Origin of the sequence: Bartonella sp. OC16QHHD (assembly GCF_042194035.1) — a bacterium.
Taxonomy (GTDB): Bacteria; Pseudomonadota; Alphaproteobacteria; order Rhizobiales; family Rhizobiaceae; genus Bartonella.
In genome coordinates, this window is the sequence record NZ_JBHIMJ010000056.1 from 1 (window position 1) to 8075 (window position 8075).

Consider the following 8075-nt stretch of genomic DNA (forward strand, 5'->3'; position numbering starts at 1 on the left):
CAAAATCCGTAGGCAATCGACAACCGCGATTAGCTTGCGCTCGTTTTGCTTTTTTGGGAACGTTCTCTTGCTCGTGAATGGGAGGTTGGTTGTCTGATGAGGTTTCGATTTGCTCTGATGTGGTCTCAACAGCAGCAACCTCTGTTGGCTCGTCAACCAAATCGATTGTTGCTAAACTTTCAGAACCAATTTCTTTTTTTGCTAAAACGTTAGTTTTAGTTTTTTTATTATATATGTTTGTATTGTTTGTTATAGCATCACAAGCATCATGCTTAGCATCCTTAAGCATGCTGTTAGCATCATGCTTAATATCACAAGCATCTTTTGTATTTTTATCCCATCTTGCCTTCGCTGCCTTTTGCGCTCTCTCTGAAAACTTATTCAAATTCTCATTAGAGTTGTTGAGTTCCTCTTCAACCTGTAAACTCCATAAACGACCACCTTCTAAACGTATCAGTTTCTCATCACTCAATAAAAAATCTAGCGCTTTATTAAAAGCTTTTACTGAACAACCAGAAATGCGTGCTAATATAGAGGCATTCTCAAGAATTGGCTGTCTCTTCTTATACATAAGCAATATCAACATCATATAAGTCGATATTTGATGCGACGTCATTCCACTAGCATCAGATACCCAATCAGAAGGAAAACAACGAACCCAAGCTAACTTAGTTGACATATTTCCCCTCCTGTTCTTTATTATTATTTAGATCTTCATTGAAGTTATTGAGTTCCTCCTCAACTTGTGAACTCCACAAACGACCATCTTCTAAACGAATGATGTATCCCTCTTCTAGCAAAACATTCAATGCTGTCTCAAATTTCTTTACTGAATAACCAGTGTAATGAGATAAAACTTTAATATTATAAAAAAGAGGTTCACCAGTACGAAGCATGCGAAATCGCAATCTCATATAGATATTACCTTCTACAGGAGGTAAATAATCGACGACCACCGCCCACCTATCTGCAAAAAGCCTCGTCCACGGTAATTTAGTTGACATATTTCCCCTCCTTTTCTTTATTATTATTAAAGGCAAAATTATCTAGCTCTTCACTGAGGTTATTGAGTTCTTCTTCAACGCGCGTATTCCACAACCCATTATCTGTCTCAACAAGTTTATCATTCCTCATGAGATATTCGACAATAGCTGCAAATTTTTTCTGTGAACAATTGCAAGCACGTGCAAGCGTTTCAAAATCTTCTTTAATTGGTGCTTTTTTATCGTACATGCGAACGAGAAGCGTTATATAAGCGCCCCTTTGCTCTAACGTCATTCCATCTGTACCACTTATCCAGTCATACAAATGGAATCTTATCCATGGCATTGCATTAGACATNAGGTTGCTAGAAAGCCTCCGTAAATATGAGAAGCGTCTGTACCTACATGCCGGCGTACCTATTCAAAATACACCGCGTCAATTTCATCAACAGATCTCTTTAGTTCAGTAAGCCACCGTTTAAAGCGTAAATAACGCATGCCACCGCCTTCAAAACGGCGTGATTGAAAATCTTCTGTATCGCTTATGATAAAACCATCCGCACCACGTATCGCCCAGCCTGTCTTAGTCCCTAGATCAAGACATAAAATGGTTCGTGCGTTAGTGATCATAATCCCCCCTTAAGGCTCTACGTATTTGCGTATTTATATGTGCGTTATGACAGAGCGCGTAGTTATAAGTTTTAAAAAATTGGATTAACTCAACTCAGACACACACTGCATGCATCATCTATTAATTTGATTTCTTCTTCTCTTTTTTCGATGAGTTTATCCCTTAAGAAATCAAGCCTATTTTTGACTAAGGCTATAAATAAGATTAGCTCATTTAAGCGATAAAAAGATGACAACTGTTGAGAAAAATAATTATCAAACCAAGTTGTAAAAGCTTGCGTAAACACAGATGAAAACCATTGATTAAAATCATCGTACGGAAATAACGGAAAATAATTTCTATCATCACGCACAAAGATACTATGCAGCATATAGACAAAACAACCTGTTGATGAGGGATCTATACTTATCTCAAAACATGCATCTTGAGGCGAAAGGACACCATAATATATGTTTTCCTGTCCAATCTTATTAACAAGATCAATCAACTGGACTTTGCTTATGGAGATTTGTGGGACATCTATCATCTTTGATCTTTCTTCTTTAAGAGTCTAAATGCTGCTGTTGTGACAGGGCGCGTTGTGATTGCCTGTCTTGCAAAAATGTTTTTGAAAAAGGAACTTCGCAATGATTCATTGTTAATTAACAATCCTCATTTGTGGCTCAAATGACGCAAGTTAAAAAACTTCTCCTGCAAAAATAAAATCGATCAATCTCGGTTCTTCTTTTTTGTTGATTAACTCAATGATTTTATTATTTAATTCATCAATAACTTTCATCTGTGAAGCTAACTTTAGCCTTTGGCTGTATAGCGTTTCATTTTTTTGCTTAATTAAAGAGGATAGGTTTTCAAGTACTACTTGCTGTTGTTCAATTGACTTATCTCGCTCTGCAAGAGTTGCTTCATGCCATCTCATCCAACTATCAAATTGTGACTTATGCCATTCTTCTTGTTTTGCAAGAACTTTTGTATGAGTTCTATGTCGTTTTATAAGATCTTCTATGCTACAATCACGATCCGGTATTTGTATAAATTCTTTCACAAACTTATCTCCATTCTCAATTTTCATATTGCAACCTATTAATCTACAAATCCGTGTATAGATCTTCTTCAATATTCCGTTTCTCATGATCTTTCTTCTTTAAGAGTGTGTATGTTTAAGAGTGTGTATGCTGCTGTTGATGTTCATTATTATCTGTGGGAGAAGTAGTAAAAGCAGGCATAGGGCTAGAACTATCCTTCAACTTTTGCAGCTTGAGATAATTTATTACGGAGATAGATCCTCTTTTTTCCCACTTGCAAACAGCTGCTTGAGTTACACCAAGCATTTTCGCCATTTCTGATTGTGTCCAATTAAATTTGCCCCGTATTGACTTAGTCAAATTCTTAAAATCTTCTCGTTGATCCATTTACAAGCTCCAATTACAGCTTTGTCTTATTTTATTCATATAATTATAGTTATATAAAGTCAATGAAAATTATCTTTATCAACGATAAAAAAATAAGGTAAGCAGAAGTATGAGTAATAAATCTAATATCATAAGCACATTAAAAAAGATTTTGACCGAGTTTAACTTAACGCAAGAAGATGTAGCCAAACGGCTAAACGTAACACAAGCTTCAGTGTCTAAGTGGTTAAAAGATTCTGATCCACGCGGCTCTAATCGAGATGCCATTTTAGAATTATATAAAGAACTAAAAGGGGATAATCACTTCACAACTTTTGTTCCTCTTATGGGGTATATTGGAGCAGGAACACAGATAGATCCAAGTTTTGAACAAATCCCTGAAGATGGTCTTGAACAAGTAGAAATTCCTTTTGCTTTACCTGATGATATGGTTGCTTTTGAAGTTAAAGGAGATTCTATGATTCCAGCCTATAAAGATGGAGATATGGTTATCGTAAGACGGCGCCAAATTAAAACAATAGAATCCTTTTTTGGCAAAGAAGCCGTTATTTTAACACATGATAATAAAAGATATATAAAGCAGATTAGCAGGGGAATGAATGGTGAAATAGATCTGCTTTCTTGGAATGCCTTACCTATTAAGAATGTTAAAATTGTGTGGGTTGGAGAGATATTTGCTATTTTGCCAATAAGTTCTTACAGCAAGATGATTCGGACTTATCGCTAATTATCCTCCCCTCTTATTCAGCAAGATATTATAATATTTTTTATAAAAAATATAACTTTTTATAATTTTTTGCTTGCTATTTTATAATTATAGTTATATAAGTAATTATACAAACCACGCACAAACAATCGCCAAGAGGCGTTAGGGAGGAGAAATTATGGAAAATCCAATTCTTATAAATTCTGATGAAATTTTATTAGTTGTCTATGATGATGATCAAAACATTGGTCGGTCGGGACCACTTGATGCAAGCCAAATTCTAAGCATTGTTGATGAGGCAGATGATGCAATCCAAATCTTTCGCATCAATCCTTCTGAGAATAATTGTGAAGATATCTCTGAAGAAATTGCAGAAGCATATGTAAAAGAAAATATCGAACATCTCCATGAGGAGAGTAAAGTTCATGACTTTGTACGCGAGAGTGTTGCTTACCATGACCTTTTATCTGATTTAGCAAAAGAAAAATATAATGATGAGTTTTACGGTACCTATGAACAGCAGCACCGTTTGCGTCCTTGTGATGTGCTTTAAAATTCTTAAGGGCGTTTGAAAAAGCGCCCCCTTTCATTTATCAATCCCACCCAATATGAGGTCCGTAATGGAAAAGCTAATTGCTATCCAGCAAAATACAAACAAACACGAAACAATTCCAACCATGTCTAGCATTGAAATTGCAGAGTTATGCGGTAAAAGACATGGCTATGTAATACGAGATATTCGTAAACTATTTAGCGAACTTAAAATCGACCTGAGTAATTTTGCTGGATTATACAAAGATTCAACAGGTCGTACTCTTCCTTGTTACCATCTTCCTAAACGTGAATCTCTTATTGTCATTTTAGGTTATAACACTGTGTTACGCGCAAAAATCATAGATTATTGGAAAAAATTAGAAGAGCAAGCAGCTAATCCCCAAATCGATTTTTCGAGACCTGAAATACGAGCAGCTATCATGATGCATCTTAAAAATAAAATTAAACAGATTGCATAGGAGTTCATCATGAATACTCTCATAGAGATTAAAGAACAAATCATTGATCAGGAAATAGTTCAGACAGTAAATGCACGTGATCTGCATGCATTCTTAGAGGCAAAACGTGACTTTTCCAATTGGATTAAGGACCGTATTACCAGATACAATTTTATAGAAGGACAAGATTTTATAAAAACACAAGATTTGCGGTCGCCAAATTTGGCGAGCGCAAAATCTAGGGCTGTTATCGCGATTAACTACTATCTCACACTCGATAGAGCCAAAGAACTTTCTATGCTTGAGAACAATCAGAAAGGGAGAGAAGCCCGTTTATACTTTATCGAATGTGAAAAGCGTGTAAAGCAAGTAGTAACACCACAAATCGACTATTCAAGTCCAAAGGCTATGATTGGTTTTTTGAATTACCTACAAGGTCAAATAGATCAAAAAGACATCATCATTGAAGATTTAACACCAAAAGCCATGGCTCTTGAAAGCTTACAGCGTCATAATGGACTCTTCGGTCTTACAGAAGCTGCTAAAATACTCGAGATGCAACCAAAACAGTTCATTCTCTTCTTACAGAAAAAAGGTTGGATTTACAGACGAGCAGCAGGTGGAAATTTGCTACCGTATCAAGATAAAATCCAAAAGCAACTTATGGATTGTCCAACCATCACGCTTCAAACCGCAAGTGGAATAGAAAAAGTCATTCCTTGCGCAAAAATCACAGCAAAAGGAATAGGTGCGCTGTCTCAAGAGCTTAAAAGACAAAGCATGCATTAATTAAGGAATGCAATAATGGAAAAGAAATACGAATTTACTGATAAAATCGATATGATTTATTTGCGTCAATTTTCAAACTTTTTAATTGACAATATAATATCAGTATGTCTATTGTCGAATCAGGTGCTTGAAAAACACCTTGAATCGATAGCGGATAGATTGCCGAAACAATCTTTTCTCCGCACATTAAAGGCTTTGACTCATTGTATGTTACACGCATATAATGGCTTTGTCGGGTGTAGTTACGCTATACAATACCCTTTATGGGGAAAGCGTAACGACGGACTATCGACCGTGTTTTTCAGCACCCGGCATCCTTTATTGGATGTCAATGAAAAACCTCTAATCGATAGGAGTTCATTATGAACACTCTTATTAAAATTACAGAACAAATCATTGATCAGGAAACTGTTCAAACCATTAATGCACGCGAATTGCATACATTTTTAGAAGTAGGTCGCGACTTTACGACATGGATTAAAAACCGCATAAAAACATATAAATTTGTTCACACAAAAGACTATATTCTAACGTTCCCCAAAACGGGGGAGCGTCAAAATGTAAACATGACAGAGTACCATCTCACATTAGACATGGCGAAAGAGCTCTCAATGGTCGAACGCAATGAGAAAGGACGTCAAGCACGCCGTTACTTTATTGAATGTGAGAAGAAACTAAGAAGCCAAGCGGTTGATTATGATAATGATACACGCTTTGATTTGCCAAGCTATTGGGAGGGTATGAACGCTGGTGAAAAAGTTTTGTATCTTTTGGGTCCAATTCATATGCGTCTTATTGATGCTTTCAGAGTGGATGAAGAGAACAGAAAATATAAAGCCCTCATTAAAGAAGCAAAACAGGTCTTAGAAAGATCTGTCGTAAAAGCTGCTTAGTTTAAAATATGATTTCATTTCCTCGTCTTTTCAGACGGGGAGGTGGTCAATATCATACAGTCTCTAGAAACAGGATTGTAACAACCAACCAACTTTTAAACACCAGCGTGATTCACGCCACGGGGGAATTGCGCTCAAATAGGAGGAAATCAAGATGAGTGAACTAAGTACCACACAAACGGAATTAGTGGAAAAAACGAACGATTGTGAAATCAAACCTACAGCTATGGAGCTTATTTTAGAAAGAGCTTTAGAAAATGATGTCGATATGGATCGTCTCAAGCGTCTTCTTGAATTGCGAGAAAAGGAGATAGAACGACAAGAGCGTCAAAACTTTGTCCGTGATCTTTCTACTATACAAGTGGAATATAAAAATATCGAACAAAATGCCATTAATACACATACTAAAAGCCTCTATACAACGCTTGATAAATATATTGATGCAATCAAAGAACCTCTTGCAAAACATCACTTTGCCTTGTTCTCTCGTATCAAAGACCAGAGTTCAAATGACATAACTGTAGAAATGACTTTAAAGCATATATCGGGCAATGAAATATCAACACAAGGAACATTTCCCATTGATGCTACGGGAAGCAAAAATAACACACAAGCGGTTGGTTCTACTATAAGCTACGCACGTAGATATCTCTTAGGCATGCTTCTTAATGTTGCAAGAAAAGAAGACGATACAGATGGAATAACACTTCTTGCGGGTATCTCTTCTGAACAGATGAATGAAATCAAAGAATTAATTAAAAAAACACAATCTGAAGAAAGTAGGCTTCTCTCTTTCATAGGAGTAAAAAATCTAAAAGATATGTCTTTTAAACAAGCACAAACCGCTTTGTTTTCTTTGAAAAAAAAGCAACGAAAGCAAATGAATAAAGCACAACAAGAGCAATTAGATGCACCTATACAAGATATCGAATATGCGCCAACTCAACAAGAAACGGCGGTGTGAAATGGAACAAAGGACAGCAGAGTGGTTTCAAGCGCGCTTGGGTAAAGTCACTGCATCTAATGTCTACAGCGTACTCAGTAAGACAGCTAAAGGCTTGCCTACCAGCAAATATGAAGACTACAAAACGAAACTCATGACAGAACGCTTAATAGAGGAAATAAGCCAATCTTATACAACACCTGCTATGCAATGGGGTATCGAACATGAAGAAGATGCCTTAAGAGAATATGAATTCATTTATGACGCAGAAGTCACAAGATGCGGGTTTATCCCACACCCCAAAATGGAAATGGCGGGGGCTAGTCCTGATGGGTTGATTGGAGAGGACGGTTTAATAGAAGTCAAATGTCCACAATCAACCACGCATTTGCGTTTTTTTATTTATGACGAAATCAAGCCTGAATATATCGCACAGATGCAATTCCAAATGGCATGCACTGGACGCAAATGGTGTGATTTCATGAGCTATAATCCAAATTTTGTAGGCAAATCTACTGGTTTGAGAATGAAAATCAAACGCGTCCTCCGTGATGAGAAACACATTGAAGAGATCAATAAAGCGGTCGAAATCTTTTTAGGGGAAATAGAACAAGAGATGCAAAAGATTTTGGCAAAAGCTGCTTAAACCTATGGGGGTGCTCTCTCCTCCCAGCACCCCCACCCATTTACTAAGGAAATTAAACGTGTGTAACACCAAACATATTATCA

The 8075-nt window shown here is 36.6% G+C and carries 13 protein-coding genes and 1 pseudogene; 7 read left to right on the plus strand and 7 right to left on the minus strand.

The genetic code is table 11. The features are described 5' to 3' along the window. The 7 genes and pseudogenes from ACFIK1_RS05805 to ACFIK1_RS05835 form a co-directional block, all read right to left on the minus strand. Positions 1-679 (minus strand): DUF1376 domain-containing protein (locus tag ACFIK1_RS05805; protein WP_375662303.1); only part of this gene is annotated, 679 nt, incomplete at its 3' end. After that, positions 669-1004, minus strand: coding sequence for a DUF1376 domain-containing protein (locus ACFIK1_RS05810; RefSeq protein ID WP_375662304.1), 336 nt, complete (start codon positions 1002-1004; stop codon positions 669-671). The genes ACFIK1_RS05805 and ACFIK1_RS05810, both read right to left, overlap by 11 nt. Continuing rightward, positions 994-1341, minus strand: a complete 348-nt coding sequence (locus ACFIK1_RS05815) for a DUF1376 domain-containing protein (RefSeq protein WP_375662305.1) — start codon at positions 1339-1341, stop codon at positions 994-996. The genes ACFIK1_RS05810 and ACFIK1_RS05815 overlap by 11 nt, the downstream gene beginning before the upstream one ends. A 62-nt stretch (positions 1342-1403) precedes the next feature. Beyond that, positions 1404-1613 (minus strand): annotated as a pseudogene (locus tag ACFIK1_RS05820) (hypothetical protein); the annotation flags it as partial. 89 nt (positions 1614-1702) lie between these two features. Then, entirely contained in the window at positions 1703-2140 is a 438-nt protein-coding gene (locus ACFIK1_RS05825; RefSeq protein ID WP_375662306.1) for a hypothetical protein, read from the minus strand. 150 nt (positions 2141-2290) lie between these two features. Beyond that, positions 2291-2683 carry a hypothetical protein gene (locus ACFIK1_RS05830; protein ID WP_375662307.1) on the minus strand — a complete coding sequence of 131 codons (393 nt, stop codon included), beginning with the start codon at positions 2681-2683 and terminating at the stop codon, positions 2291-2293. Positions 2684-2771: 88 nt separating this feature from the next. Further along, positions 2772-3023, minus strand: coding sequence for a helix-turn-helix transcriptional regulator (locus ACFIK1_RS05835; RefSeq protein ID WP_375638753.1), 252 nt, complete (start codon positions 3021-3023; stop codon positions 2772-2774). A 109-nt stretch (positions 3024-3132) separates the two neighbouring features. Here ACFIK1_RS05835 and ACFIK1_RS05840 point away from each other — a divergent pair, with 109 nt between their 5' ends. From ACFIK1_RS05840 to ACFIK1_RS05870, 7 genes are all read left to right on the plus strand, one after another. Next, on the plus strand, positions 3133-3750 hold the full coding sequence (locus ACFIK1_RS05840) for an XRE family transcriptional regulator (RefSeq protein ID WP_015856319.1): 618 nt from the start codon (positions 3133-3135) through the stop codon (positions 3748-3750). Between the two features lie 157 nt (positions 3751-3907). Beyond that, complete coding sequence (locus ACFIK1_RS05845; protein ID WP_375662308.1) at positions 3908-4282, plus strand: hypothetical protein; 375 nt, start codon at positions 3908-3910, stop codon at positions 4280-4282. A gap of 124 nt (positions 4283-4406) precedes the next feature. Continuing rightward, positions 4407-4742, plus strand: a complete 336-nt coding sequence (locus ACFIK1_RS05850; protein WP_375662309.1) for a Rha family transcriptional regulator — start codon at positions 4407-4409, stop codon at positions 4740-4742. Between the two features lie 9 nt (positions 4743-4751). Beyond that, the gene (locus ACFIK1_RS05855) at positions 4752-5510 is read left to right on the plus strand and encodes an antA/AntB antirepressor family protein (protein WP_375662310.1); all 759 of its coding nucleotides are present in this window, start codon (positions 4752-4754) and stop codon (positions 5508-5510) included. Positions 5511-5872: 362 nt separating this feature from the next. Next, positions 5873-6403 (plus strand): antA/AntB antirepressor family protein, encoded by a 531-nt coding sequence (locus ACFIK1_RS05860; RefSeq protein WP_375662311.1) that lies wholly within the window; start codon positions 5873-5875, stop codon positions 6401-6403. A 154-nt stretch (positions 6404-6557) separates the two neighbouring features. Next, the gene (locus ACFIK1_RS05865) at positions 6558-7367 is read left to right on the plus strand and encodes an ERF family protein (RefSeq protein ID WP_375613981.1); all 810 of its coding nucleotides are present in this window, start codon (positions 6558-6560) and stop codon (positions 7365-7367) included. 1 nt (position 7368) lies between these two features. Then, complete coding sequence (locus ACFIK1_RS05870) at positions 7369-7992, plus strand: lambda exonuclease family protein (RefSeq protein ID WP_375638900.1); 624 nt, start codon at positions 7369-7371, stop codon at positions 7990-7992. Positions 7993-8075 lie beyond the last annotated feature (83 nt).